This window comes from Kitasatospora sp. NPDC085464, assembly GCF_044541955.1.
Taxonomy (GTDB): Bacteria; Actinomycetota; Actinomycetes; order Streptomycetales; family Streptomycetaceae; genus Kitasatospora.
In genome coordinates, this window is record NZ_JBITTM010000005.1 from 99,931 (window position 1) to 124,377 (window position 24,447).

Sequence of the window (24,447 nt, forward strand, 5' to 3'; positions counted from 1 at the left end):
CGAGGAGCCCGCCCGCGGCCCGGGAGACGCGGGGAGGCCCCCGGGTCCGCTGTCACGGACCCGGGGGCCTCCCGGTGGTTCGGCTCGGCTGGGCTCGGTCCGGGCTCGCGCCCGGTTCGGCCCGGCCTGGTTCAGCCGAGGTTGGCGAGCGCCTCGTTGAAGGTCTTCGAGGGGCGCATCACGGCCGCGGCCTTGGCCGGGTCCGGCTGGTAGTAGCCGCCGAGGTCGACCGCCGAACCCTGCACGGCGATCAGCTCCTCCACGATGGCCTGCTCCTGCTCGGTGAGCGTCTTGGCCAGGCCCGCGAAGGCCTCGGCCAGCTCGGCGTCGGCGGTCTGCTTGGCCAGCTCCTGGGCCCAGTAGGTGGCCAGGTAGAAGTGGCTGCCGCGGTTGTCGATGCCACCGAGGCGGCGGCTCGGCGACTTGTCCTCGTTGAGGAAGGTGCCGGTGGCGCGGTCCAGGGTGTCGGCCAGCACCTGGGCGCGGGCGTTGCCGGTGCTGCTGGCCAGGTGCTCGAAGCTGGCGGCCAGCGCGAAGAACTCGCCCAGGCTGTCCCAGCGCAGGTAGTTCTCCTTGACCAGCTGCTGGACGTGCTTCGGGGCGGAGCCGCCGGCGCCGGTCTCGAACAGGCCGCCGCCCGCCATCAGCGGGACGACCGACAGCATCTTGGCGCTGGTGCCCAGCTCCAGGATCGGGAACAGGTCGGTCAGGTAGTCACGCAGCACGTTGCCGGTCACCGAGATGGTGTTCTCGCCGCGGCGGATGCGCTCCAGCGAGAACTTGGTGGCCTCGACCGGGGACTTGATCTCGATCTGCAGGCCGGTGGTGTCGTGCTCCGGCAGGTAGGTCTTGATCTTCTCGATCAGCACCGCGTCGTGGGCGCGGGTCTCGTCCAGCCAGAACACGGCCGGGTCGCCGGTGGCGCGGGCGCGGGTGACGGCCAGCTTGACCCAGTCCTGGATCGGCAGGTCCTTGGTCTGGCAGGCGCGGAAGATGTCGCCCGGCTGGACGGCCTGCTCCAGCACCACGTTGCCCTCGGCGTCGACCAGGCGGACGGTGCCGGCGGCCTCGATCTCGAAGGTCTTGTCGTGGGAGCCGTACTCCTCGGCCTTCTGCGCCATCAGGCCGACGTTCGGCACCGAGCCGATGGTGGCCGGGTCGAGGGCGCCGTTGGCGCGGCAGTCGTCGATGACGGCCTGGTACACGCCGGAGTAGCTGCTGTCGGGCAGCACGGCGAGGGTGTCGGCCTCCTGGCCGTCCGGGCCCCACATGTGGCCGGAGGTGCGGATCATGGCCGGCATCGAGGCGTCGACGATGACGTCGCTCGGCACGTGCAGGTTGGTGATGCCCTTGTCGGAGTCGACCATGGCCAGGGCCGGGCCCTCGGCCAGCTCGGCCTCGAAGGAGGCCTTGATCTCGGCGCCGTTCGCCAGGGCGTCCAGGCCGGCGAGGATGCCGCCGAGGCCGTTGTTCGGGTTCAGACCGGCGGCGGCCAGCGTCGCGCCGTGGGCGGCGAAGGTCTTCGGGAAGAAGGCGCGCACGACGTGGCCGAAGACGATCGGGTCGGAGACCTTCATCATGGTGGCCTTGAGGTGCACCGAGAACAGCACGCCCTCGGCCTTGGCGCGGGCGACCTGGGCGGCCAGGAAGGTGTTCAGGGCGGCGGCGCGCATCACGGAGGCGTCGACGACCTCGCCGGCCAGCACCGGCACCTTCTCGCGCAGCACGGTGGTGGTGCCGTCCTCGGCGACCAGCTCGATGCGCAGGGCGCCGTCGGCCGCGACCACGGCGGACTTCTCGGTGGAGCGGAAGTCGTTCTCGCCCATGGTGGCGACGTTGGTCTTGGACTCGGCGGTCCAGGCACCCATGCGGTGCGGGTGGGTCTTGGCGTAGTTCTTGACCGACTGCGGGGCGCGGCGGTCCGAGTTGCCCTCGCGCAGGACCGGGTTGACGGCGCTGCCCTTGACCTTGTCGTAACGGGCGCGGACGTCCTTGTCCTCGTCGGTCTGCGGGTCGTCCGGGTAGTCCGGCAGGGCGTAGCCCTGGGCCTGCAGCTCGGCGACGGCGGCCTTCAGCTGCGGCACGGAGGCCGAGATGTTCGGCAGCTTGATGATGTTGGCACTGGGGGTCTTGGCCAGCTCGCCCAGCTCGGCGAGGGCGTCGCCGATCCGCTGGGCCTCGGTCAGACGCTCCGGGAAGCTCGCGATGATCCGCCCGGCCAGGGAGATGTCGCGGGTCTCCACCCGCACACCCGCGGTCGAGGCGTAAGCCTGGACCACCGGCAGGAACGAGTAGGTCGCCAGGGCCGGAGCCTCGTCGGTGTGCGTATAGATGATGGTCGAGTCAGTCATCGGTACTCCGCTTCACGTCTCCAACGTCTTGACGTCAAGATATCTCGTCACGGGCCCCTCGCTCCACCTCCCCCCGCCCCGGAGTGCGCGCCGGTCTCCCCGGGGGCGTCCGACGGCTGTGCCGAGCGACACGATCCACGGTGGTCCGAGCCGGGACGCGAGGCAAACGGAGCGGCCCCGACCACCGGTGTGGTCCACCCGGGTGAGTCGAACGTCAGGAGTGCGTCAACGCACCACCCCATTCGGTCAACGCTGCGTCAGGACCGGGGCCGCCCGGGGCCGGCCGCCCTAGCGTCGTGGAAGCAGTTCCGGCAGGCACCACCACCCCCTTCGGGAGCGTTCGCATGGCCCGCGTCGTCTGGCACGTACCGGTCACCACCTCCGGCCCCGGCAGCACCACCGCACTCCGCCTCTTCCGCCTGCGCGACGGCCGCCGCTGCGCGGTCGGATTCTCCAGCCCCGCGGCCCTCGCCGCACTCCTCGGGCCGGACCAGGCCCACACCGAGCTCGGCGAGCCCGCCCTGCACGCCCTCACCACCCCGCTCGGCGTGGACGTCCTGGTGCTGGACCCGAGGCTGGTCGCCCCGCCCGTCACCGCCCCCGCCACGCCGGCCGCCCCGGCCCCGACCGCACTGCTCCAGCACCGGTGACGGCCCCGCTCCGGCTCGTCCCGGCCGGGCCGGACGGGCCGGACGGGCCGGACGCCGAGGCCCACCAGCGGCCGAGCCGGCCGCTGCACGCGATCGCCCGGGTCAGTCACGGCCCGGTCGCGCTCGACTTCGACCGGATCGCGGCCGAGTTCCCGGCCGTCCGGAGCGGCCTCGCCCTGGCCGGCGAGGCCGACCTGGAGCTCCGGCTCGTCTGCACCGGCCCGGAGGAGTTACGGACGATCTCCGCGGCCCTGTACCGCGCGGGCGCCGCCAGGGTCCACATCGACCTGGTCCTGCGCACCCTCACCCCGGCCCCGGTCACCCTGCGGCCGGTCCCGCGAGGGACGTGAGGTGGCTCACTCCTCGCCGGGGCGGGGGTCCGGGTTGATCGCCTGGCCGTCGACGGGCTGGCCCCAGGCGTCGTCACCGAACGCGTCGACGCAGTAACCACTGCCCTCGACGTGCCCGCCCGAGCCCCGGCACTGCTCAGAGGTGACGTCCCGGAGCCCGGTCGCCACCGCCCGGGCAGTGGCGGCGGCGGCCGCGGCACCGGCGCCGGTGGCGGTGGCGGTGAGCAGGAGGACGGAGGCGGTCGCGGCGGCCACCCGGGCCAGGCGTGAGCGGTTCATGCGGACCACCCCAGCACGGCCGCGCGCCCCGGGCGACCACTGGACGCCCGCCCGGGTGGCCGGCGGCGGGAGCGAGGGGGGAGCCGTCGAACTGACGGCCCGTCAACATCCTTGCGGGGCAGTGGATTCGGCGAAGATCAACAACCCCGGCGCATCACTATGCGGAGATCTTCAATTCCATGAATCGCCCGAGGCGTCAATATTGCAGGCTCGCGGCCCAAACCTCAATCGCAGCTCAGATCCCGGACTTACCCACAGGTAACGTAACAGACAACTGAACAGAATGCCTCCTACCAGCACGGATATCCGGCAAAGAAAGTAAACATTCAGTAATGAAATCTGTGCAGAGGTCTATGAATAGCCCTACTGTGTGGCAACTCTCCGCGCTCCGCCCATGCGGAGCCCCCACACACAGAGAGATCGCCCATGGCTTCCCTCAACCAGATCTCGCCGCCCGGACAGAGCACCGGCGCCGAATCCGGCACCACCACCCGGTCGCTCAAGCGCCACGTGGGCCTCATCGGCCTCATGTGGGCCTCGGTCGGCTCGATCATCGGCTCCGGCTGGCTGTTCGGCGCCAAGAACGCCGTCGTCGCCGCCGGGCCTGCGGCCCTCCTCTCCTGGGGCATCGGCGCAGTCGCGATCGTGCTGCTCGCCTTCGTGCACGCCGAGCTCGGCGGAATGTTCCCGGTCGCCGGTGGCACCGCGCGCTACCCGCACTACGCCTTCGGTGGCCTGGCCGGCATGTCCTTCGGCTGGTTCTCCTGGCTCCAGGCCGCAACCGTCGCCCCGATCGAGGTCGAGGCGATGATCGGCTACGCGGGCCACTGGCAGTTCGCCAAGAGCTTCCTCAACGCCAACGGCACCCTCACCACCAGCGGCTTCATCGTCGCCGTGCTGCTGATGGGCGTCTTCGTCGCGGTCAACTTCCTCGGTGTGCGAGTCCTGGCGGCCACCAACTCGATCGCGACCTGGCTCAAGATCGGCGTCCCGCTGCTCACGATCCTGGCGCTGTCGATCACCAACTTCCACGCCTCGAACTTCACCTCGCACGGCTTCGCGCCGTTCGGTGCCAAGGGCGTGCTCGCCGCGATCAGCTCCAGCGGCATCATCTTCGCGCTGCTCGGCTTCGAGCAGGCCATCCAGATCTCCGGTGAGAGCCGCAACCCCAAGCGCGACATCCCCCGCGCCGTCCTGGGCTCGGTCGCCATCGGCACCCTGATCTACGTCCTGCTGCAGGTCGCCTTCATCGGCTCGCTGCCGGTCAGCTCCTTCATCAACGGCTGGGACAAGCTCGACTTCCCGGGCATCGAGGGTCCGTTCGCCGGCCTCGCCACCCTGGTCGGCCTCGGCTGGCTCTCCTGGGTGCTGTACTTCGACGCCATCGTCTCCCCCGGCGGCACCGGCCTGATCTACACCACCTCCACCTCCCGCATCTCCTACGGCCTGAGCAAGAACGGCTACGCGCCGCAGAAGTTCGAGAAGCTGGACAAGAACGGCGTGCCGTGGTTCGGCCTGGTCATGTCGTTCATCACCGGTGTGATCTGCTTCCTGCCCTTCCCGAGCTGGCAGGAGCTGGTCGGCTTCATCACCTCCGCCAGCGTGCTGATGTACGCCGGCGCCCCGCTCGCCTTCGGTGCCCTGCGTCGCCGGCTGCCGAACCACGAGCGCTCCTACCGGCTGCCCTTCGGCGCGGTCATCTCCCCGGCCGCGTTCGTGGTCTCCAGCCTGATCATCTACTGGTCCGGCTGGCACACCCTGTCCCGCCTGGGCATGGCCATCGTGCTCGGCTACCTCCTGCTCGGCGGCTACGCGGCCTACGCGATCAAGAAGGGCCTGCCGAACGCGCCGCGCCTGAGCTGGAAGTCCGCCCAGTGGCTGCCCGTCTACCTGCTGGGCCTCGGCCTGATCTCCTGGCAGGGCGGCTTCGGCGACGGCACCGGCCGGATCCCGATGTGGTACGACATGGGCATGGTCGCGGTCTTCGCCCTGGGCATCTACTTCTGGGCGATCCGGGTGGCCCTGCCGGCCGAGGCGATCGAGCGTGAGGTCGCCGACGTCGAGGTGGTGGACGCGGGCGGTCACTGACCCCCACCCACCCCACCCACTGACGCGGAAGGGCCCGCCGGTCGAGCGACCGGCGGGCCCTTCCGCGTGTGCTCAGAGGCCCAGCACCGTCCGCAGCACCGTGCCCAGCTCGGCCTCCGGGTCCAGCGCCGGGCCGGGTGAGCGCCAGGCGACGAAGCCGTCCGGGCGGACCAGCACCGCGCCCTGCGGGCCGATGCCGTGCAGGGCGGCGAAGTCCGAGCCCGGCTCCGGGGCCAGGTCGTCCTCGGCGCCGTCGCCGATCCGGTAGGCGTCCAGCGGAACGGCCAGCCGGTCCGCGACCCGCCGGGCGCCCGCCTGCCAGGCGCCGCCCTCGGGGCCGGTGAGCAGCACCATCGCCTGCTCGTACAGGTCCAGCGTGGAGAGCCTGACGCCCGCCCTGAGCAGCCACTGGTGCGGGGCCCGGCTGCCCGGCTCGCCCGCCACCTCGAACTGCTCGGGGACGACGGCGCCCGCCCGGTCCGTGCCGACCACCGCGCCGACCGGGTAGCGGTAGCCGAGCGCCACGGCCAGCACCCCGGCCTGCCGCCCGACGCCCGGCACCACCGCGTAGCCCGGGTGGCTGTGCTCGGCGGAGCGGGCCGAGGCGCGCTCGCCGGTCACCTGGGCGACCGGCCGCCGCTCCTGCCCGTACGTCTCCAGCAGCCGCGGCCCGGCCCAGCCGCACAGCACGGCGGCGAGCTTCCAGGCCAGGTTGTGGGCGTCCTGGATGCCGGTGTTGGAGCCGAAGGCGCCGGTCGGGGACATCTCGTGCGCGGAGTCCCCGGCGAGGAAGACCCGCCCGGAGCCGTACCGCTCGGCCACCCGCTCGGCGGCGTGCCAGGGCGCCCGGCCGGTCACCTCGACGTCCAGCTCCGGCATGCCGACGGCGGTGCGGATGTGCCGCTCGCAGCGCTCGTCGGTGAAGGCCTCCAGCGGCTCGCCGTGCTCGGGGTGCCACGGGGCGTGGAAGACCCACTCCTCCTGGTTGTCCACCGGCAGCAGCGCGCCGTCCGCCTCCGGGTTGGTCAGGTAGCAGGCGATGAAGTGCCGGTCGCCGACCACCTCGGCCAGCCGCTTGGCGCGGAAGGTGATGCTCACGTTGTGGAAGAGCTCGCCCTTGCCGCTCTGGCCGATGCCCAGCCGCTCGCGGACCGGGCTGCGCGGGCCGTCCGCCGCGATCAGGAAGTCCGAGCGCACCACCCGCTCCTCGCCGTTCTCCCTGCTGCGCAGCACCGACGTCACGCCGTCGGCGTCCTGCTCGAAGGAGATCAGCTCGGTGCTGAACCGGACGTCCCCGCCCAGGTCGCGGGCCGCCCGCAGCAGCACCGGCTCCAGGTCGTTCTGGCTGCACAGGCACCACGAGCTGGGGCTGAACCGGGCCAGCCGGCCGCCGGGGTCGATCTCGCGGAACAGCCACTCCTGCTCGGCGCCGGTCAGCGAGGGCGCCTGGAGGATGCCGTGGTTGGGGGCGAGGATCGAGGCCGCCTCGCGGATCGCCGGCTCGATCCCGGCCACCCGGTACAGCTCCATGGTGCGGACGTTGTTGCCTCGGCCGCGCGGGTGATGCGAGGTGTCGGCGTGCTTCTCGACCAGCAGGTGTCTGACCCCGAGTCGGCCCAGGAAGAGCGAGGCCGACAGCCCGACCAGCGAGCCGCCCACGATCAGGACCGGCACCCGGTCGTCGATCTTCGGATTCATCAATTGCTCCGCCCTGTAACGGGATTCCGCGGCCCGGCTACTGGGCTCGGCGCCGCCCTCGACGGGCCCGCTCAGCCGGGGGCCCCGCTCTTCCATCCCCCGCCCGAGGCCGGCTGTGCCGCCCCTTCGCCCGGATGGCCCGCAAATCTCGCGCCGCGCCCGGTGCGCCGCCCACGATCGACCTCAGGCCTGGAGCCGACCGCTCGGGCCCGACCGCCGTCGCACCGCCCTTCCCAGGCCGGGAAGCACCCGCCGGGCGCGGCCGACACGGCCGACACGGCCCGCAGCGTGCGACCCAGAGCAGAAAGTGGATCATGACAACTCTGTCCGAACCCCAGCCGAAGCAGCAGGACGAGTCCGACTCCCGGTTGCGGGTGGTGCTGATGCTGGAGATCCAGGACGGCGCCCAGCAGCGCTTCCTCGACGTCTACGAGCAGCTGCGCCACCAGGTGGCCTCGGTCCCCGGCCACGTCAGCGACCAGCTGTGCCAGTCGATCAACGACCCGCGCCAGTGGCTGATCACCAGCGAGTGGCGGGACCAGGAGACCTTCCTGGAGTGGGTGGACAGCCCGGCCCACCGCGAGATGGTCAAGCCGATGCACGGCTGCGTCAGCGACAACTTCCGCTCGCTGCGCTACGCCGTCCTGCGCGAGACCTCGGCGGCCGGCTCGACCGGCACCCGCGCCCCGATGGAGGTGCCGCCCGGCCTGCCGCGCACCTCACCGGCCGGCCACGTCGGCCCGCCGAAGGCCGAACCGGGCCCGGACGGCGTGGTCCGCCACGCGCTGACCTTCACCGTCAAGCCCGGCAGCGAGCCCGAGGTGGCCAGAATCCTGTCCGGCTACGCCTCCCCCCGGGCCGAGGTGGACGAGCACACCCGGCTGCAGCGGACCTCGCTGTTCATGCACGGCAACCGGGTGGTACGGGCCGTCGAGGTCGTCGGCAACCTGGGCGACGCCCTGCGGCACGTGGCGATGCAGCCCGAGGTGCGGGCCGTCGAGGAGGCGATCAACCCGTACCTGGAGGAGGCCCGCCAGCTGGGCGACCCGCAGGCCGCCCGCGCCTTCTTCGCCAGGGCCGCGCTGCCCGCCAAGCACCAGGCGATCGCCGGCTCCCCCGCCTCCGGCCGCCTGCACCGGCACGCCGTGCTCTACCCCGTTCGCCCGGGCAACGGGCAGGCCGTGGCCGAGCTGCTGGCCCGGCACGACAACCTGGCCACCGCCGACCCGACCGGGCCGGTCGCGGCGGGCACCGTCTTCCAGCGCGAGGACGTGGTGGTGCGCCTGGTCGACCTGCGGGTGCCGGCCGAAGCCGACCCGGCCGCCGCCCTCGGCGTGGCGGACGACCTGGAGGCGGCCGCGCTGGCCCGGTTGCTCGACCTCGGCCCGCAGGGCGACCTGCGCACCGTCACCGGGCTCGGCGCCTTCCTCGCCGCCCGCGCCATGAACCCCGTCACCGACCGCAGCTCCGCCGACCCCCACGCCAACTGACGCTCCGTCACCCCACGTCAACTCCACGTCGATTCCACGGAGGAAGACCATCATGACCACGCAGTACCCACGGATCGTCAACGTCGACGAGGCTCCGGAGAACCGCCGCCACGGCGCCGAGCTCCGCACCATGCTCACCCCGACCACGTGCGGGGCGACCAGCGGCTTCATGGGCCTGGCGATCGTCCGGCCCGGCGAGCGGATCGGTGAGCACTACCACCCGTACTCCGAGGAGTTCGTGTTCGTCGTCTGCGGCGAGCTGGAGGTCGACCTGGACGGGGAGACCCGGCCGCTCAAGGCCGACCAGGGCCTCATGATCCCGATCAACATGCGCCACCGCTTCCGCAACGTCGGCGACACCGAGGCCCGGATGGTCTTCCACCTCGGCCCGCTCGCCCCGCGCCCCGACCTCGGCCACGTGACCACCGAGGAGTCCGCCGCCTCCGGCCCGCCGGAACACGCCAAGGTGGCCTCGTGACCCGGCGCGTCGCCGTCACGGGGATCGGTGTGGTCGCGCCCGGCGGGGTCGGCGTCCCGGCGTTCTGGGAGCTCCTCACGGCCGGCCGCACCGCGACCCGGGGCATCACGCTCTTCGACCCCACCGGGTTCCGCTCCCGGATCGCCGCCGAGGTCGACTTCGACCCGGCGGCCCACGGGCTGGGCCCGGAGGACGTCCAGCGGGCCGACCGCTACGTCCAGTTCGCGATGGTCGCGGCCGACGAGGCGATCGCCGACGCCGGCCTGGACCTCGCCGCCGAGAACCCCTGGCGGATCGCCGTCTCGCTCGGCACCGCCGTCGGCGGCACCACCCGGCTGGAACACGACTACGCCCTGGTCAGCTCCGCCGGCGCACGCTGGGACGTGGACCACCGGCAGGCGGAGCCGCAGCTGCACCGGGCCTTCGCGCCCAGCACGCTCGCCTCCGCGGTGGCCGAGCGGACCGGCGCCCGCGGCCCGGTGCAGACCGTCTCCACGGGCTGCACCTCCGGCCTGGACGCGATCGGCTACGGCTTCCAGGCGGTCGAGGAGGGCCGCGCCGACATCTGCGTCGCCGGCGCCTCCGACTCCCCGATCTCGCCGATCACCGTCGCCTGCTTCGACGCCATCAAGGCCACCAGCGAGCGCAACGACGACCCGCAGCACGCCTCCCGTCCCTTCGACGCCGAGCGCGACGGCTTCGTCCTCGGCGAGGGCGGCGCCGTCCTGGTGCTGGAGGAACTGGAGCACGCCCGGCGCCGCGGCGCCCGGATCTACGGCGAGGTCGGCGGCTTCGCCACCTTCGGCAACGCCTACCACATGACCGGCCTCACCAAGGAGGGGCTGGAGATGTCCCGGGCGATCGACCACGCGCTCGCCCACGCCCGGGTCGACCGCACCGACGTCGACTACGTCAACGCGCACGGCTCGGGCACCAAGCAGAACGACCGGCACGAGACCGCCGCGGTCAAGCGCTCGCTGGGCGGACACGCCTTCGGGACCCCGATGAGCTCGATCAAGTCGATGGTCGGCCACTCGCTCGGCGCGATCGGCGCGATCGAGGTCGTCGCCTGCACCCTGGCGCTCGCCCACGGCGTCGTGCCGCCGACCGCCAACTACGAGACTCCGGACCCGGAGTGCGACCTCGACTACGTGCCGCGCACCGCGCGCGAGCTGCCGCTGAGCCACATCCTCTCGGTCGGCAGCGGATTCGGCGGATTCCAGTCCGCCGTCGTGCTCAACAGAACGGGGTGAGTTCCATGACGTCACGTCAGCAGGGCCGCCGGGCGGTGGTCACCGGCCTCGGCGTGGTGGCGCCGAACGGCGTCGGGGCCGACGCCTTCTGGAAGGCCACCAGGCAGGGCGTGAGCGTCCTCGACCGGATATCCCGCGAGGGCTGCACCGAGCTGCCGCTCAGGATCGCGGGCCAGGTAAGGGACTTCGAGCCGCAGGCGGCGATCGACAACCGCTACCTGGTGCAGACCGACCGCTTCACGCACTACGCGATGGCCGCCGCCGACCTGGCGGTGGCGGACGCCGGCTTCCGGCCCGACCCCGAACAGCCCTTCGCGGTCGGCGTGGTGACCGCGGCCGGCTCCGGCGGCGGCGAGTTCGGCCAGCGTGAACTCCAGCAACTCTGGGGCCAGGGACCGAGGTTCGTCGGACCGTACCAGTCCATCGCCTGGTTCTACGCGGCCAGCACCGGCCAGATCTCGATCCGTGGCGGCTACAAGGGCCCCTGCGGGGTCGTCGCCAGCGACGAGGCCGGCGGCCTGGACGCCCTCGCGCACGCGGCCCGCTCGATCGAGCGCGGCACCGACGCGGTGGTGGTCGGCGCCGCCGAGGCCCCCCTGGCCCCCTACTCGATGGTCTGCCAGCTCGGCTACCCCGAGCTCAGCCTGGCCGAACGGGCCGAGGCGGCCTACCTGCCGTTCACCGCGCGGGCCTGCGGCTTCGCCCCCGCCGAGGGCGGCGCGATGCTGATGCTGGAGGACGAGCGGACGGCCCGGCGCCGCGGCGCCAACGTCCGGGCGCACCTGGCCGGGCACGGCGCCACCTTCACCGGGGCCTCCCGCTGGGAGGAGTCCCGCGAGGGGCTGGCCGCCGCGATCCGGATCGCGCTGGACGAGGCCCGGGTCGCGCCCGAGGAGATCGACGTGGTCTTCGCGGACGCCCTCGGCGTCCCGGCCGCCGACCGGGCGGAGGCGCTGGCGCTGGCCGACGCGCTCGGCCCGGCCGCCGAGCGCGTCCCGGTCACCGCGCCCAAGACCGGCACCGGACGGGCCTACTGCGGCGCCCCGCTGCTGGACGTGGCCGCCGCCGTGCTGGCCATGGAGGACGGCGTGCTGCCGCCCACCCCCAACGTCACCGAGGTCTGCCACGACCTCGCCCTGGTGACCGGCCGCGCCCGCCCGGCCGAGCTGCGCACCGCCCTGGTGCTCAGCCGCGGGCTGATGGGCTCCAACTCCGCGCTGGTGCTCCGGCGCGGCGAGCGGGCCTGAACCTCCCGAACCACTCCGTCACACCTTCGAAGGGACACACCCCCGTGAGCAACACCCTCAGCTATCCGGAGCTCGCCGCCCTGCTGCAGGCCCGGGCCGGCGTCATCGTGGAGCCGGGCGACCTGGAGCAGCCGGGTGCGCAGTTCGACGCGTTCGGCGTCGACTCGCTCGGACTGCTCGGCGTCGTCGGCGAGTTGGAGAACCGGCACGGCCTCAAGGTCACCTCCGGCGCCGAGTCCGCCAAGACCCCGGCCGAGTTCATCGAGCTGGTCAACTCCTCCCTCTCCGCGAAGGCTGGTGCCTGAGATGCCCGGACACACCGACAACGAGATCGTCATCGCCGCGCCGCTCGACCTGGTCTGGGAGATCACCAACGACCTGGAGAACTGGCCGGACCTGTTCAGCGAGTACGCCTCGGTCGAGGTGCTGGAGCGCGACGGCGACCGCGTGCAGTTCCGGCTCACCATGCACCCGGACGAGAACGGCCAGGTGTGGAGCTGGGTCTCCGAGCGCACCACCGACAAGTCCTCGCTCGCGGTGCGCGCCCGCCGGGTCGAGCCCGGCCCGTTCGAGTTCATGGACATCCGCTGGGAGTACGCGGAGGTCCCGGCCGGCACCAGGATGCGCTGGATCCAGGACTTCGCGATGAAGCCCACCGCGCCGGTCGACGACAACGGCATGGTCAACCACATCAACAAGAACTCCCGGATCCAGATGCAGCTGATCCGCGAGAAGGTCGAGAAGCGGGCGGCGGAGCTGTGAGCGGCGCGCACCGGGCGCTGATCGTCGCCCGGATGAAGCCCGAGGCGGCGCCGGACATCGCCGAGGTGTTCGCCGAGTCCGACCAGGGCGAACTGCCACACCTGATCGGCGTCACCGGCCGCAGCCTCTTCCAGTTCGGCGACGTCTACCTCCACCTGATCGAGGCCGACCGTCCGCCGGGCCCGGCGGTCGCCAAGGTCATCGGGCACCCGGAGTTCCGGTCCGTCAGCGACCGCCTGACCGCCTTCGTCCAGGCCTACGACCCGGCCACCTGGCGCGAGCCGAAGGACGCGATGGCGCGCGAGTTCTACCGCTGGGAGCGCTGAACCCGGCGTCCCCGATGGGCCCGCCCCCGGCCGTGTGCCGGGGGCGGGCCCATTGCGCTTCCCGGCAGTCCGGGAACCCACTCCCACCCCCCAATCCCTCGGCCCCGACACCCTCCCCCCGACACCCGGCGCGGATTCACCCGGATCGCCCGGCCAGCCGGGTGAACACACCCGGGACTCCACCCGAAGGGCGCACAGTCCGCACCGGCGCTGCCGCGCTCCGGTGGCAGGCGGCCGCACCGTGGTTGACGGTGGATCAGGCGCACCTCCCGCGAGCCCCCTTGCCCGGCACCGTGTCGGCAGTCGCGGTCCGCGCGCCGGAAGGATCATCCTCATGCGTTCTGCACGCACGCTGCTCGCCGCGGCGGCCGTCGCCGCCGTCCTCACCGCCGGTGCTCCCATGGCCTATGCCGACGGCTCCGCCGACCAGGGCAAGAACCTCACCTGGCAGGAGAAGCAGGAGAAGCCCGACAAGGGCTCCGCCGACAGTACGAAGGGCAATGACAGCTCGATGGGCTCGGCCGCGACCCAGGACCACAAGGGCACCGATTCCAAGGGCACCGACTCCAAGGGCACCGAGGAGCACAAGGGCTCCGACTCCAAGGGCACCGACTCCAAGGGCTCGGAGTCCAAGGGCGGCGAGTCCAAGGGGAGCGAGGAGCACAAGGGCTCCGAGGCCAAGGACGAGGACCACAAGACCCCGCACGGCGGCGTGCACACCGGTGGCGGCGGTATGTCGCTGTCCGGCGGCGGTCTCGCCTCCGGCGCGGTGCTGCTGCTCGGCGGCCTCGGGGCCGGTGCCTACGCCCTGCGCCGCGGCCGCCGCGCCTCCGGCGCGGTCGCCTGACGCCCGACGCGCTGCTTCCGTCGCCTCCGGGCGCCCCACCCCGGCCGGGGTGGGGCGCACCGGGGGCGGCGGGCCGTTCGGAACCGGTTGAGCGGAGGACAGGAATGACGGGTGGTCCCGCCTCTGGAATGCCCCGGCTGCTGCGCGCCGGGATGGGCGCGGCAGCGGTCGGTCTGCTGCTGATCTACAACTCGGTGGACACCGGGCCGAGCACCGACACGGCGGCCACCCAGGCCGCTCCGCCGGCGGCCACCGCCTCGGCCGTCCCGGGGCCGCCGGCCGCCGCCTCCCCGCCGCCCGCGGCGGCGGCCGCGCCGGGGGTGCCCCCGCTCAAGGCCTCCAAGCCGACCCGGCTGCGGATCCCGCAGATCGCCGTGGACGCGCCGTTCACCGAGCTGACCCTCAACGCGGCCGGCCAGCTCAACGCGCCGCCGCCGGACGACAAGAACCTGGTCGGCTGGTACCGCGACGGCGTGACCCCCGGCGAACGCGGCAGCGCGGTCGTCGCCGGGCACGTGGACACCACCAAGGGCCCGGCGGTGTTCCTGCTGCTGAGCCTGCTGCTGCCCGGCAACAAGGTCGAGGTGAGCCGCGCCGACGGCACGGTCGCCGTCTTCACCGTGGACTCGGTGGAGACCTTCGCCAAGGACGCCTTCCCCGACCAGAAGGTGTACGGCAAGACGCCCGACGCCCAGCTCCGGCTGATCACCTGCGGCGGCACGTACGACAAGAAGAAGCGGGACTACCTGGACAACGTGGTGGTCTTCGCGCACCTGGAGTCCTCGCACAAGGCCTGACGCGGCGCGGGGCCGAATGCCGCGCGAGGCCCTGACACGGCGCGGGGCCGGATGCCGCGCGCAGGGCCCGGCGCCGCGCGCACGCGGACGACCGCCGGCCCTCCCGGGAACGGAGGGGCCGGCGGTCGTCCGGTGCGGAGCCGTCGGGTCAGCCGCGGACGGTGGCCTCGAAGGCGTGCAGGTAGGGGTTGACCGGGCAGACCTCGGTGACGGTCAGACCGGCTTCCTCCATCAGCCGGACCATGCTCTCCTCGGAGTGCTTCGCGCCGCCCACGTTGAGCATCAGCAGCAGGTCCATCGCGGTGGTGAAGCGCATCGACGGGCTGTTGTCGACGAGGTTCTCGACGACCACCACGCGGGCGCCGGGGCGCGCCGCCTTCACCACGTTGGCGAGGGTGCGGCGGGTGCTCTCGTCGTCCCACTCCAGGATGTTCTTGATGATGTAGAGGTCGGCGCGGACCGGGATGTCCACCCGGCAGTCGCCCGGCACCATGCGGGCGCGCGCGGAGAAGGCACCGCCGTCCTGCAGCCGGGAGTCCGCGCCGGCGACGACCTTGGGCAGGTCGAGCAGGGTGCCGTGCAGGGCCGGGTGCTTCTCCAGCAGGCTGGCGAGCACGTGGCCCTGGCCGCCGCCGATGTCGACCACCGAGTCGATGCCGGTGAGGTCCAGGTAGTCGGCGAAGTCCTGGGCGGACTGCCGGCTGGAGGTGGTCATCGCCTTGTCGAAGACCTTGGCCGAGTCGCCGCCGTCGGTGTGCAGGTAGTCGAAGAACTCCTTGCCGAACAGCTCCGGGAAGACGTTGCGGCCGGAGCGGACCGCCTCGTCCAGCTTCGGCCAGGCCTCCCAGGTCCACGGCTCGGTGCACCAGAGGGAGATGTAGCGGAGCGAGTTGGGGGCGTCCTCGCGCAGCAGCCGGGACATCTCGGTGTGCTCGAAGCGGTGGCCCCCGGTCTCGGCGAAGATGCCGTAGCAGGTGAGCGCGCGCAGCAGGCGGCGCAGCTGGCGGGGCTCGGTGTCGAGCGCGGCGGCGAGGTCGGTGACGGTGGTCGGGGTGTCGCCGAGCGCGTCGGCGACTCCGAGCCGCGCGGCCGCCCGGACGGCGGCGGCGCAGGCGGCGCCGAAGACGAGCTCGCGCAGGCGCATCGCGGCCTGCGGGCTGGACTGGGCGGGTGCGGTGGTCATGGGCGCTTCCTTGGGGGTGGGCGGCGGGGGGTCGGGGTGCTCAGCAACGGCCGGAGGGCTCGGAGCGTTCGCAGGTGTTGCGGGCGAAGGTGTTGTCGGCCCCGGCGTCGCGGTCGGCGAGGTCGGCGGGGCCGTTGCCGCTCAGGCGGTTGTCGGTGACCTGGGCCCGGGCGTTGGAGACGCCGACGACGCTCTTGAAGAGGACGATGCCGCCGGAGAAGTCCGAGGTGCCGGTGTTGTCGCGGACCTCGTTGTCGGTGACCCGGGCGTCCTCGGTGCCGGTGAGCACGATGCCGGCGCCCTGGATGGCGCCCAGGCGCGGGTTGGCCGGGCAGAACTTGTTGTTGGCGACGACCTTGTTGCGCCGCACGTCCAGGTCCCCGGCGCGGGGCACGCCCTCGTCTCCGACCACGAAGACGCCGGCGCAGTTGCCGTTGATGTCGTTGTCCTGGACGGCCAGCCCGCGCAGCCGGCGGACGGTGACGCCGACCCGGTTGCCGGTCAGCTCGTTGCCCTCGACCACGGTGCCGCCGGTGTCGGGCGCGCCGCCCTCGCGGTAGGCGTAGTTGGCGAGGAAGACGCCGGACTGGCCGTTGTCGGTCGAGCGGTTGCCGACGATGGCGGCCTTGGTGGACATCTCCTGGCTGATGCCCTGCTGGGCGTTGCCGTGGACGAAGGTGCCCTGGACGGTCAGGCCGGTGGTGCCGCTGGCGTCGATGCCGTTCTTGGCGAAGCCGGTGACGGCGAGGGCCTCGATGGTGACGTCGCGCAGTGGGGCGGCCTCGGTGCCCACCACGCAGAGGCCGTGCCCGGCGGTGGCGCAGGCGTTCTCGGTGCCGGTGCCGGGGGTGATGACGCTGTCGGGGCCGGAGCCGACCAGGGTGAGGCCGGGGGTGGTGATGCGGACGCTGCCCCGGTAGGTGCCGGGGAGCAGCAGGACGGTGTCGCCGGGTTGGGCGGCGTCGACGGCCTGCTGAATCGATTCGCCGGGCTGGACGAGGTGCAGCCGGCCGATCTCGGTGGCATGGGCCGCGGGCGCGGCGGCCAGGGTGGTGAGGACGGTGGTCAGGGCGGTGGCGGCCGCGGTGGCCGCGGCCAGGTGGTGGACCCGTCGCGTGGGCATGAGTGGTGACCTGTTCTTTCGGCGTGCGCGGTGCTCGTGGGTGGGTCGGGGTGTCCGGCCCGGTCCGGCGGGGTGGACTGACGCGCTGTGTGCGGGCGGTGACGGCCGGTGGGTGCGGCCGAGTCGACGGTACGGTCGCCCGGGTGGGGCCGCCACCAGGGCTGGGCTGCGGGACTGACGGGGCGTCGGCCGGACGTGGGACGGCCCGGCGTGGCGCGCGCGGGGCGGACATGACGACGCGCCCGACCGCGGGTGCGGTCGGGCGCGGGTGCGGATGTGGGTGCGGTCGGGCGCCGTGGGCGCGGGTGCGGGTGTGGTCGGGGGGCGGGTGCGAGCGCGGTCGGGGGCGGTGTGTTTCCTGCCGGCTCCGGCTCAGCCCCCGGCCGGGGCCTGCGGGCCGAGGCGCACGGGCAGCGCGGCGAGGTGCCAGGCGGCCGGGTTCGGGCCGCGTTCGACGGCCTCCGGTCCGACCGCGAGGGCGAGCTGCGGGTACGCGCGGAGCAGCGCGCCGAGGGCGACCACCGCCTCCTCGTGCGCCAGCGCCGCGCCCAGGCAGCGGTGGGTGCCGTGGCCGAAGCCGAGGTGCGCGTCGTGGTGCCCGTCGCGGTCCGGGGCGCCGGCCCGGCAGATGTCCAGGCGCTCCGGCTCGGCGTAGACCCGCGGGTCGTGGTTGGCCCCCGCGAGGATCGGCATCACCGCCTCCCCCTTGCGGATCAGGGTGCCGGCCAGGGTGAGGTCCTCGGTCGCGTAGCGCGGCACCCCGCCGATGGTCGGGCCGCACCAGCGCATCAGCTCGTCGACGGCGGCGGGCAGCAGGCCCGGGTCGGCGCGGACCAGCGCCAGCTGTTCGGGGTGGGCGAGCAGCGCGGCCGTCCCGTTGCCGATCAGTGTGGCGGTGGTCTCGTGCCCGGCGACGATCAGGTTGAGGATCAGCGAGACCGTCTCGACCGGGGCGAGGGTGTCGCCCTCGGCGGCCGCCAGCCGGGAGAGCAGGTCCTCGGTCGGTTCGGCGCGGCGCCGCTCGATCAGTTCGCGGGCGGCGGCCACCATCGCGCGCAGCGCCCCGTCCAGGCCGGGCCCGGCGCCCCGGCCGAGGTAGGAGCTCCAGCGGCGCCACTGCGGGCGGTCGGCCTCGGGGATGCCCAGCACCTCGCAGATCACCGTGACGGGCAGCGGGTAGGCGAAGTGCGCGACGAGGTCGACCACGCCGTCCCGGTCGGCGTGCCCGGCGAGCCCGCGGGCGTACCCCTCGGCGAGCCGTTCGATCCGGGGCCGCAGGCGCTCGACCGCGCCGGCCGTGAAGGCCGGGTGCACCAGGCCGCGCATCCGGCGGTGCCGGGCGCCGTCCGCGTCGAAGACGCCGGCGCGCAGGTACGCGGCGCACTCCGGCGGCATGCCGCGGGCGCGCCAGACCTGCTCGGTGCGGTGGGCGGGGGCGGGCGCCCCGGCGGGGGCGGCCGCGGGGGTGGACGTGTCGGTGGCGGCCTCAGCGGCGCCGGTGGGCGCCTCGGCACGGGGCCCGCCGTGGACAGAGTGCACGTCGTTGGCGAAGCGCGGGTCGGAGAGCACCGTGCGGACGTCCTGGTAGCGGACGGCGATCCAGAACGGGTCCACGCCGGGGATGGTGGCGCGGGCGAGCGGGGCGCGTTCGCGCAGGTCGGCGAAGGCGGCGAAGGGGTCACGGACAAGGTGGTCGGCGCGCAGGTCGACGGTCTCGACGGGGTCGGCGGTGGTCACGGCTGCCTCCTCGGGGACACGGATTCCTCGTGGTCACGGATCGTGACGGAGGCGGGTGCCGGGATCCGGGGTTTCCGGGTGCCATTCACTCGATGGAGTACAGAGGATCGTTTCCTCAGGGCTCGGTGGAAGGGCGGCGGCGGACCCCCTCTCCGCAGGCCCGGGCCGACCTGCCCGCCGCCGCCGTCCGCCCGCGTGACATCCTCGGGGCCATGACCACCGTGCCCGCGCCGTCCCCCGCCGCCACCACCGCCACCGTCCGCAACCCGATCGGCGCCCACGTCCCGGTGGCCGGCCGGGGGCTGGCCGGGACGGGCCTGGCGTACGCGCGGCGGGTCGGCGCCGAGACGGTGCAGGTCTTCGTGGCCAACCCGCGCGGCTGGGCGACGCCCGCGGGCAACCCGGCGCAGGACGAGGAGTTCCGCACCGCCTGCGCCGACCAGGGCGTCCCGGCCTGGGTGCACGCGCCCTACCTGATCAACTTCGGCTCGGACAACCCGGCCACCCGCGAGCGTTCGGCCGACTCGCTGCGCCACTCGCTGCACCGCGGCCACGCCATCGGCGCACTCGGTGTCGTGCTGCACACCGGCTCGGCGGTCGGCACCGCGCCCGGCGGCGGCTCGCGCCGGGCGGAGGCGATGGCGCAGGTCCGCGAGGACGTCCGGCCGCTGCTGGACGAGCTCGACGCACTCGGCGAGGACGCGCCCTGGCTGCTGCTGGAGCCGACCGCCGGTCAGGGCAGCTCCCTCTGCTCACGGATGGAGGAACTGGCCGAGTACGTGGAGGCGCTGGACCGTCACCCGAAGGTAGGAGTCTGCCTGGACACCTGCCACGCCTTCGCCGCCGGACACGATCTGGCGGCCCCCGGCGGGGTGACGGCCGCGCTCGACGCCCTGGCCTCCGCCGCCGGGCCGGGCCGGCTGCGGCTGATCCACGCCAACGACTCCGAGGACGTGGTCGGTGCCCGCAAGGACCGGCACGCCAACATCGGCGCCGGGATGATCGGCGCGGAGCCGTTCCGCGAGCTGTTCGAACACCCGGAGACGGCCGGCGTACCCCTGTTGGTGGAAACCCCGGACCGCAAGCACGGCGGGGACGGCACCGGACACGCGATGGACATCGCGGTGCTGAAGGAGCTGCGGGAGCGCGCGGCCGTCCGCGTCTGAGTCCCCGCCACGGGGCCCGGCGGCCGCCGACGCCGGAGCTGCCGGATCGCGGGGCCGGTGCGAATCTGGACGAGTCGTTGCCGCCGGCCCCCAGGGGGTTCCTGGATGTTTCCGACCCGGAAACTCGCCGCACTGCCCTGCGGCCACCGCAGCAAGTGGGTGGTGCTCGCACTGTGGCTGGTGCTGCTGGTGGCCCTCGGCCCACTGGCCGGAAAGCTCATGGGTGCCGAGGACAACCAGGCGTCCAGCTGGCTGCCCGGCAGCGCCGAATCCACCCTGGTGCTCGACGAGCAGCGGGCCTTCCAACCGGTGGACACCGCCCAGGCCGTCGTGGTCTACCAGCGGCCCTCCGGCATCACCCCCGCCGACCAGGCCGAAGCCGCCCGAGACGCCGCCGAGTTCCGCACCGTGCCGCACGTCGCCGGGCCGGTCACCGGCCCGGTGCTCTCCGGCGACGGCCAGGCGATGCAGACCATCGTGCCGATCGACATCGGCACCAACGGCTGGAACGACCTGAAACCCGCCGTCGAGCAGCTTCGCCGGATCGCCGCCGACGGCAGCAACGGCATGACCACCCATGTGACCGGCCCCGGCGGCATCGGCGCCGACCAGGCCGCGGCCTTCGCGGGCATCGACAGCTCGCTGCTCGCCGCCACCGTCAGCGTGGTGATCATCCTGCTGCTGCTCACCTACCGCAGCCCGGTGCTGTGGATCCTGCCGCTGGTCTCGGCGGCCGGCGCGCTGACCGTCGCCGAAGCGCTCATCTACCTGCTCGCCAAGCACGCCGGACTGACCGTCAACGCGCAGAGCGCGGGCATCCTGATCGTCCTGGTGCTCGGCGCCGGCACGGACTACGCGCTGCTGCTGACCGCGCGCTACCGCGAGGAACTGCGCCGCCACCAGGACCGGCACGAAGCGATGGCCTTCGCCCTGCACCGGGCCGGGCCCGCCATCCTCGCCTCCTCGGCGACCGTGATCGCCTCCATGCTCTGCCTGCTGGTCGCCGAGATGAACTCCACCAGCGGCCTCGGCCCGGTGTGCGCGATCGGCGTGCTGGTCGCCCTCGTGGCCATGCTGACCCTGCTGCCGGCGCTGCTGGTGATCGTCGGCCGCTGGGTGTTCTGGCCGGTCCGGCCCGGGTACGGCACGCCGGAGCCGACCAGGACCGGCCGCTGGGCGCACATCGGGGCGTGGATCGGCGGGAAGCCCCGCAAGGTGTGGGTGACGACGGCGCTGGCGCTCGGCGTCTGCTGCATCGGGCTGGTCTGGCTCGACGCCAACGGCCTCAGCACGGCCGGGACATTCACCGGCAAGCCGGACTCGGTGGTCGGCCAGCAGGTGCTGGAGCAGCACTTCCCGGGCGGTACGGGCGCGCCGCTGACGATCATCTCCACCGCCGAGGGCGCCCCCGCCGTACGGGAGGCCGCCGGGACGACTCCGGGGGTGGCGGCCACCACGCCGCCGGTCGTGCACGAGGGGCAGGCCCTCTTCCAGGCGACGCTCACCGACCCGCCGGACAGTCAGGCCGCCAAGGACACCGTCGACCGGGTGCGGGACGCCGTGCACGCCGTGCCGAACGCGGACGCCAAGGTGGGGGGCAACACCGCCGTCATCCTGGACGCCGGGCGCGCCGCCGGGAACGACAACCGGGCGATCATCCCGCTGGTCCTGGGCGTGGTGCTGCTGATCCTCGCCCTGCTGCTGCGGGCCGTCACCGCGCCGCTGGTGCTGATCGCGACCGTGGTGCTGTCGTACGCGGCGGCGCTCGGGATCAGCGCGTTCTTCTTCGCGCACGTCTTCCACTTCGAGGGCCAGGACAACGCGTTCCCGCTGTTCGTCTTCGTGTTCCTGGTCGCGCTGGGGATCGACTACAACATCTTCCTGATGACGCGCGTGCGGGAGGAGTCCGCTCAAGTCGGCACCCGGCAGGGAGCGCTGAACGGGCTGTCCGCCACGGGTGGCGTGATCACCTCGGCCGGTCTGATCCTGGCCAGCACCTTCGCCGTCCTCGGGACCCTGCCGGTCGTGGGCTTCGCCGAGATCGGCTTCGCGGTGGCCCTCGGCGTGCTGCTCGACACCCTGGTGGTGCGCTCGGTGCTGGTCACCGCGCTCACCATGGACCTCGACCGGCACATGTGGTGGCCCGGGCAGCTGTCCCGGCCCGCCCCGGTGGCGGAGACCGCGCCGAGCGGGCAGCGGTGAGCGAGCGGTGCTGAGCCCGGGTGGGCAGTGAGCCCGGGTGGAGTGAGCACGTGGCAGTGAGCGGGCAGCAGTGAGCGGGCAGCAGTGAGCCCGGGTGCCGCCGTGGCGGCACCCGGGCCCGTTCACCCGTCGATCAGCAGTCGCCGATGCACTTGTCGTCGGTGTGCTCGTGCGCGTTGAGCCACTGGGCGTGCGGGCCGAACAGGCCGACACCGGCCGAACCCGTCTCCAGGCTCGCCGAGGTCGACGAGTCCGACGCGTGCCAAGCGGCCATCGCCGGCACCGGCGCCGCGAGAGCGGCAGCGCCCGTCACGGTGACGACAACGGCGAGCTTGCGGATGTTTCCACGAAGCGACATCAGATGTCCTTTGGGTGGTCTCTGGCATGAAGGAGCGCCCCGGGGCCGGCCACAAGCACACCCGGCCACCCCGCGACACCGGCACAGGTTTGCACACGAACGCGCACGAACCCGCCTTCATCGCAAGCCGACTGCGACATCCGGGTGACACAACTCCCCCTCCCGGACGAACGGGCGGCCCGGTGGGGGTGCCGGTCGAACAGGTGGGGGAGGGCGCCGATCACCGGGCCGGACGAGTGCCCGTCCGGCTGTCGCGCCACCGCAAGACTTGCGGTGAATCGCCGGGCGAACTGAACAAATCCCGTCGATTTGGTGCAAGGTGTCGCCCGGTCCGAGCATGAACGGTCGCTCCGCACGCTCCCGACGCTCCACCGAGCGCGCGTCGGAGCGCGGGCAGCACCACGAAAGGCGCACCACCCTCATGCAGACCAGTCCCGCCGCAACCCGGCAGGCGACCCGACCGAACGGCCCGGAGACCCCGGCCCCGGCCGACCCCACCCAGCCGAGGAACGGCCGCTTCGGGCTGGCGACCGCCACCGCGCTGGTGATGGGGAACATCATCGGCGGCGGTATCTTCATGATCCCGGCCGCCGTCGCGCCCTACGGCACGGTCAGCCTGCTCGCCTTCGCGGTGCTCACCGTCGGCGCCATCGCACTGGCCCTGGTCTTCGGGCAGTTGGCGCGCCGCAACCCGCGCACCGGCGGGCCGTACGTCTACGCGCGCGAGGCCTTCGGGGACTTCGCCGGCTTCCTGTCCGCCTGGTCGTACTGGATCACCACCTGGGTCAGCAACGCCGCGCTGGCCGTCGCCGCCGTCGGCTACCTCGACGTGCTGCTGCCCGTCGGGCACTCCACCGCGTTCAGCATCACCGCCGCGCTGGCCTTCCAGTGGCTGCCCGCGCTGGCCAACCTGGCCGGGACCCGCTACGTCGGGGCCGTCCAACTCGTCTCCACCGTCCTGAAGTTCGTCCCGCTGCTGCTGGTCTCGGTGGGCGGCCTGTTCTTCTTCGACCCGAAGAACCTGGGGCCCTTCGACGGGAGCGGCCAGGGCTGGGCGGGCGGCATGACCGCCGCCGCGGCGATCCTGCTGTTCAGCTACCTCGGCGTGGAGTCGGCCGCGATGAGCGCCGGCAAGGTCCGCGACCCGGAGCGCAACGTCGGGCGGGCCAGTGTGCTCGGCACCACCGGCGCGGCGGTGGTCTACCTGCTCGGTACGGTGGCGGTCTTCGGCAGCGTCGCGCACGAGCGGCTCGTCCACTCCACCGCGCCGTTCTCGGACGCCGTGAACGCCATGTTCGGCGGATCCTGGGGCGGGACGGCGATCGCCGTCGCCGCGCTGGTCTCGATGAGCGGCGCCCTCAACGGCTGGACGCTGCTGGCCGCCCAGGCCCCGTACGCGGCCGCCAGGGACGGCCTCTTCCCGGCCTCCTTCGCCAAGGAGCGGCGCGGCGTCCCGGTCTTCGGCGTGGTGGTGAGCGTCGGTCTCGCCTCGGTGCTGACCGTCCTCAACTTCGCCAGCGGCGCGAAGGGCGCCTTCGACATCCTGGTGCTGGTCACCACCTTCACCGCCACCGTCCCGTACCTGCTCTCCACCGCCGCGCAGCTGTACTGGCTGGTCCGCGGCGCCACCGAGAAGGTGGACAACGGCCGGCTCGTCCGCGACGCCGTCCTCGGGCTGGGCGCCTTCGCCTTCTCGCTCTGGCTCCTGGCCGGCGCCGGCTACGCCGCCGTCTACCAGGGGGTGCTGTTCCTGTTCGCGGGGATCCTGGTCTACGTCTGGATGGCGGGGCGGCGCCGCGGCTGAGCCGGGAGGGCGCGGCCGACCCCGGGTTGACCCGGGTCGGCTCGGCTCGGGTCGGGTCGGCTCGGGTCGGCTCGGGTCGGCTCGGGTCGGCTCGGGTCGGCTCGGGTCGGCTCGGGAGGTCGCTGCCGGTCGAGGCCGGACGCGACCTCCCGGCGACAGTGTCCTCACTGCGGCCTCCCCGTGACCTCGGTCGGCGAGGCCCGCCCGGCGGCGGCCGGAGGTCGTGAACACCCGTGCAGGATGCCGGACTTGTCCGGT

Annotated in this window: 22 protein-coding genes; 15 read left to right on the plus strand and 7 right to left on the minus strand. The window is 73.3% G+C overall.

Annotated features, from left to right (window positions below; all coding sequences use genetic code 11):
• Positions 1-131: 131 nt before the first annotated feature.
• Positions 132-2,351 (minus strand): NADP-dependent isocitrate dehydrogenase, encoded by a 2,220-nt coding sequence (locus ACIGG8_RS06175; protein WP_396546071.1) that lies wholly within the window; start codon positions 2,349-2,351, stop codon positions 132-134.
• 344 nt (positions 2,352-2,695) lie between these two features.
• Here ACIGG8_RS06175 and ACIGG8_RS06180 point away from each other — a divergent pair, with 344 nt between their 5' ends.
• A complete protein-coding gene (locus ACIGG8_RS06180) occupies positions 2,696-3,001 on the plus strand; it encodes an SAV_915 family protein (RefSeq protein WP_396546072.1) in 306 nt (101 codons plus the stop codon).
• Positions 2,998-3,351, plus strand: a complete 354-nt coding sequence (locus ACIGG8_RS06185; RefSeq protein WP_396546073.1) for a hypothetical protein — start codon at positions 2,998-3,000, stop codon at positions 3,349-3,351. Before ACIGG8_RS06180 ends, ACIGG8_RS06185 begins: the two co-directional genes overlap by 4 nt.
• A gap of 6 nt (positions 3,352-3,357) precedes the next feature.
• On the opposite strand, the gene ACIGG8_RS06190 is transcribed toward ACIGG8_RS06185, so the two are convergent.
• Positions 3,358-3,630 carry a hypothetical protein gene (locus ACIGG8_RS06190; protein WP_396546074.1) on the minus strand — a complete coding sequence of 91 codons (273 nt, stop codon included), beginning with the start codon at positions 3,628-3,630 and terminating at the stop codon, positions 3,358-3,360.
• Positions 3,631-4,056: 426 nt separating this feature from the next.
• Between ACIGG8_RS06190 and ACIGG8_RS06195 the strand changes: the two genes are divergently transcribed.
• Positions 4,057-5,718 carry an APC family permease gene (locus tag ACIGG8_RS06195; protein WP_396546075.1) on the plus strand — a complete coding sequence of 554 codons (1,662 nt, stop codon included), beginning with the start codon at positions 4,057-4,059 and terminating at the stop codon, positions 5,716-5,718.
• 72 nt (positions 5,719-5,790) lie between these two features.
• Here ACIGG8_RS06195 and ACIGG8_RS06200 read toward each other — a convergent pair whose 3' ends face one another.
• The gene (locus ACIGG8_RS06200; protein ID WP_350520166.1) at positions 5,791-7,416 is read right to left on the minus strand and encodes an FAD-dependent monooxygenase; all 1,626 of its coding nucleotides are present in this window, start codon (positions 7,414-7,416) and stop codon (positions 5,791-5,793) included.
• Between the two features lie 314 nt (positions 7,417-7,730).
• Between ACIGG8_RS06200 and ACIGG8_RS06205 the strand changes: the two genes are divergently transcribed.
• The 9 genes from ACIGG8_RS06205 (at position 7,731) to ACIGG8_RS06245 (ending at position 14,616) form a co-directional block, all read left to right on the plus strand.
• Positions 7,731-8,906 (plus strand): SchA/CurD-like domain-containing protein, encoded by a 1,176-nt coding sequence (locus ACIGG8_RS06205; RefSeq protein ID WP_396546076.1) that lies wholly within the window; start codon positions 7,731-7,733, stop codon positions 8,904-8,906.
• Between the two features lie 52 nt (positions 8,907-8,958).
• Positions 8,959-9,384: a cupin domain-containing protein gene (locus tag ACIGG8_RS06210; protein WP_350520168.1), complete on the plus strand. Its 426-nt coding sequence runs from the start codon at positions 8,959-8,961 to the stop codon at positions 9,382-9,384.
• A complete protein-coding gene (locus tag ACIGG8_RS06215) occupies positions 9,381-10,637 on the plus strand; it encodes a beta-ketoacyl-[acyl-carrier-protein] synthase family protein (RefSeq protein WP_350520169.1) in 1,257 nt (418 codons plus the stop codon). The genes ACIGG8_RS06210 and ACIGG8_RS06215 overlap by 4 nt, the downstream gene beginning before the upstream one ends.
• A gap of 5 nt (positions 10,638-10,642) precedes the next feature.
• Positions 10,643-11,884, plus strand: coding sequence for a beta-ketoacyl synthase N-terminal-like domain-containing protein (locus ACIGG8_RS06220; protein ID WP_396546077.1), 1,242 nt, complete (start codon positions 10,643-10,645; stop codon positions 11,882-11,884).
• A 44-nt stretch (positions 11,885-11,928) separates the two neighbouring features.
• Entirely contained in the window at positions 11,929-12,189 is a 261-nt protein-coding gene (locus ACIGG8_RS06225) for an acyl carrier protein (RefSeq protein WP_350520171.1), read from the plus strand.
• A gap of 1 nt (position 12,190) precedes the next feature.
• Positions 12,191-12,646, plus strand: a complete 456-nt coding sequence (locus tag ACIGG8_RS06230; protein WP_350520172.1) for an SRPBCC family protein — start codon at positions 12,191-12,193, stop codon at positions 12,644-12,646.
• Positions 12,643-12,972: a TcmI family type II polyketide cyclase gene (locus ACIGG8_RS06235; RefSeq protein WP_350520173.1), complete on the plus strand. Its 330-nt coding sequence runs from the start codon at positions 12,643-12,645 to the stop codon at positions 12,970-12,972. Before ACIGG8_RS06230 ends, ACIGG8_RS06235 begins: the two co-directional genes overlap by 4 nt.
• Before the next feature lie 334 nt (positions 12,973-13,306).
• Positions 13,307-13,819 carry a hypothetical protein gene (locus ACIGG8_RS06240; RefSeq protein ID WP_396546078.1) on the plus strand — a complete coding sequence of 171 codons (513 nt, stop codon included), beginning with the start codon at positions 13,307-13,309 and terminating at the stop codon, positions 13,817-13,819.
• A gap of 104 nt (positions 13,820-13,923) precedes the next feature.
• Positions 13,924-14,616 (plus strand): class F sortase, encoded by a 693-nt coding sequence (locus ACIGG8_RS06245; protein ID WP_396546079.1) that lies wholly within the window; start codon positions 13,924-13,926, stop codon positions 14,614-14,616.
• A gap of 148 nt (positions 14,617-14,764) precedes the next feature.
• Here the strand turns inward: ACIGG8_RS06245 and ACIGG8_RS06250 are convergent, their stop codons facing one another.
• The 3 genes from ACIGG8_RS06250 to ACIGG8_RS06260 form a co-directional block, all read right to left on the minus strand.
• Positions 14,765-15,799 carry a methyltransferase gene (locus ACIGG8_RS06250; protein WP_396546080.1) on the minus strand — a complete coding sequence of 345 codons (1,035 nt, stop codon included), beginning with the start codon at positions 15,797-15,799 and terminating at the stop codon, positions 14,765-14,767.
• Between the two features lie 40 nt (positions 15,800-15,839).
• Positions 15,840-16,922: a nitrous oxide reductase family maturation protein NosD gene (locus tag ACIGG8_RS06255; RefSeq protein WP_396546081.1), complete on the minus strand. Its 1,083-nt coding sequence runs from the start codon at positions 16,920-16,922 to the stop codon at positions 15,840-15,842.
• Positions 16,923-17,294: 372 nt separating this feature from the next.
• Positions 17,295-18,659, minus strand: a complete 1,365-nt coding sequence (locus tag ACIGG8_RS06260) for a cytochrome P450 (RefSeq protein ID WP_396546082.1) — start codon at positions 18,657-18,659, stop codon at positions 17,295-17,297.
• Positions 18,660-18,871: 212 nt separating this feature from the next.
• Between ACIGG8_RS06260 and ACIGG8_RS06265 the strand changes: the two genes are divergently transcribed.
• Together ACIGG8_RS06265 and ACIGG8_RS06270 are read left to right on the plus strand one after the other, a co-directional pair.
• Positions 18,872-19,825 (plus strand): deoxyribonuclease IV, encoded by a 954-nt coding sequence (locus ACIGG8_RS06265; RefSeq protein ID WP_396546083.1) that lies wholly within the window; start codon positions 18,872-18,874, stop codon positions 19,823-19,825.
• Positions 19,826-19,930: 105 nt separating this feature from the next.
• Positions 19,931-22,027, plus strand: a complete 2,097-nt coding sequence (locus ACIGG8_RS06270) for an MMPL family transporter (RefSeq protein ID WP_396546084.1) — start codon at positions 19,931-19,933, stop codon at positions 22,025-22,027.
• 133 nt (positions 22,028-22,160) lie between these two features.
• On the opposite strand, the gene ACIGG8_RS06275 is transcribed toward ACIGG8_RS06270, so the two are convergent.
• The gene (locus tag ACIGG8_RS06275; RefSeq protein WP_350526665.1) at positions 22,161-22,385 is read right to left on the minus strand and encodes a hypothetical protein; all 225 of its coding nucleotides are present in this window, start codon (positions 22,383-22,385) and stop codon (positions 22,161-22,163) included.
• Between the two features lie 421 nt (positions 22,386-22,806).
• Between ACIGG8_RS06275 and ACIGG8_RS06280 the strand changes: the two genes are divergently transcribed.
• Positions 22,807-24,189: an amino acid permease gene (locus ACIGG8_RS06280; RefSeq protein WP_396546085.1), complete on the plus strand. Its 1,383-nt coding sequence runs from the start codon at positions 22,807-22,809 to the stop codon at positions 24,187-24,189.
• The last annotated feature ends 258 nt before the right edge of the window (positions 24,190-24,447 follow it).

Bases quoted from the DNA above. Each gene is read 5' to 3' on its own strand.
- ACIGG8_RS06205 (WP_396546076.1), top strand. From the start codon at position 7,731: ATGACAACTCTGTCCGAACCCCAGCCGAAGCAGCAGGACGAGTCCGAC.
- ACIGG8_RS06190 (WP_396546074.1), bottom strand. From the start codon at position 3,630: ATGAACCGCTCACGCCTGGCCCGGGTGGCCGCCGCGACCGCCTCCGTC.
- ACIGG8_RS06220 (WP_396546077.1), top strand. From the start codon at position 10,643: ATGACGTCACGTCAGCAGGGCCGCCGGGCGGTGGTCACCGGCCTCGGC.
- ACIGG8_RS06175 (WP_396546071.1), bottom strand. From the start codon at position 2,351: ATGACTGACTCGACCATCATCTATACGCACACCGACGAGGCTCCGGCC.
- ACIGG8_RS06250 (WP_396546080.1), bottom strand. From the start codon at position 15,799: ATGACCACCGCACCCGCCCAGTCCAGCCCGCAGGCCGCGATGCGCCTG.
- ACIGG8_RS06200 (WP_350520166.1), bottom strand. From the start codon at position 7,416: ATGAATCCGAAGATCGACGACCGGGTGCCGGTCCTGATCGTGGGCGGC.
- ACIGG8_RS06255 (WP_396546081.1), bottom strand. From the start codon at position 16,922: ATGCCCACGCGACGGGTCCACCACCTGGCCGCGGCCACCGCGGCCGCC.
- ACIGG8_RS06265 (WP_396546083.1), top strand. From the start codon at position 18,872: ATGACCACCGTGCCCGCGCCGTCCCCCGCCGCCACCACCGCCACCGTC.
- ACIGG8_RS06180 (WP_396546072.1), top strand. From the start codon at position 2,696: ATGGCCCGCGTCGTCTGGCACGTACCGGTCACCACCTCCGGCCCCGGC.
- ACIGG8_RS06275 (WP_350526665.1), bottom strand. From the start codon at position 22,385: ATGTCGCTTCGTGGAAACATCCGCAAGCTCGCCGTTGTCGTCACCGTG.
- ACIGG8_RS06230 (WP_350520172.1), top strand. From the start codon at position 12,191: ATGCCCGGACACACCGACAACGAGATCGTCATCGCCGCGCCGCTCGAC.
- ACIGG8_RS06245 (WP_396546079.1), top strand. From the start codon at position 13,924: ATGACGGGTGGTCCCGCCTCTGGAATGCCCCGGCTGCTGCGCGCCGGG.
- ACIGG8_RS06210 (WP_350520168.1), top strand. From the start codon at position 8,959: ATGACCACGCAGTACCCACGGATCGTCAACGTCGACGAGGCTCCGGAG.
- ACIGG8_RS06270 (WP_396546084.1), top strand. From the start codon at position 19,931: ATGTTTCCGACCCGGAAACTCGCCGCACTGCCCTGCGGCCACCGCAGC.
- ACIGG8_RS06280 (WP_396546085.1), top strand. From the start codon at position 22,807: ATGCAGACCAGTCCCGCCGCAACCCGGCAGGCGACCCGACCGAACGGC.
- ACIGG8_RS06195 (WP_396546075.1), top strand. From the start codon at position 4,057: ATGGCTTCCCTCAACCAGATCTCGCCGCCCGGACAGAGCACCGGCGCC.
- ACIGG8_RS06240 (WP_396546078.1), top strand. From the start codon at position 13,307: ATGCGTTCTGCACGCACGCTGCTCGCCGCGGCGGCCGTCGCCGCCGTC.